Annotated in this window: 1 protein-coding gene; it reads left to right on the top strand. The window is 60.7% G+C overall.

The features are described from left to right. Positions 1–32: 32 nt before the first annotated feature. A protein-coding gene (locus tag ACYVGC_RS24960; RefSeq protein ID WP_460586566.1) for an IS5 family transposase occupies positions 33–867 on the top strand; the annotation gives its coding sequence in 2 pieces (ribosomal slippage) (positions 33–383 and positions 385–867; 834 coding nt in all). The last annotated feature ends 5 nt before the right edge of the window (positions 868–872 follow it).

Below are 872 nucleotides of genomic sequence, written 5' to 3' on the forward strand. Positions count from 1 at the left end.
AGAGGCTATCCAAATAGGGATTAATTTGGGGTATGGCTACTACTCAAGAGTTCATCATTTCCGATACGTTATGGGCTCGGCTTGAGCCGTTGCTGCCGGTGCATGTGCCCAAGCCGCACCCGCTAGGCCGGCATCGGCGGCGAATTGCTGACCGGGATGTACTCAACGGCATTTTCTTTGTGTTACGCACGGGCTGTCAATGGAAAGCCTTGGATGCAACGGGTTTGTGCAAGGGCTCGACCGCCCACAGCCGGTTTCAGCAGTGGGTGCAAGCGGGCGTTTTCGCCTGTCTCTGGGACGAGGCCTTACAGGACTACGAGGACTTGATTGGACTCAACTTCGCGTGGATGGCCCTCGACGGTTCGCTACACAAAGCGCCGTTGGGCGGGGAAAAAAACCGGCCCCAACCCCACGGACCGCGGCAAAGGCGGCGTCAAGCGCAGCCTCTTGACGGAAGCCCGGGGCATCCCAGTGGGGCTGGTGCTTGACGGGGCTAACCGCCATGACGTGAAGCTAGTAGCGGGAACCTTGGCCAGCGTACCACCCGCGGCCGAAGCTGCCCGCGACGCCCACCGGGCGGCTGGCGGGGAGCAGGGACTGTGCTTGGACGCAGGCTACGATTCGAAGCAGGTGCGCGAAACGCTGGTTGCCCTCGGCTACACAGCCCACATCCGACCCCGGGGGGAGGAAGTCCAGGCCAAAAAAGCGGGCCAGAAAGCCCGTCGCTGGGTCGTGGAGCGAACCCACTCCTGGCTTAACCGCTTCCGGCACTTGCTCATTCGCTGGGCCAAAAAGCCCGAAAACTACCTCGCCATGCTCCATTTTGCCTGCGCTCGAATCACTTGGTATAATTGCCTATTTGGATAGCCTCT

Source organism: Hymenobacter arcticus (assembly GCF_054779975.1).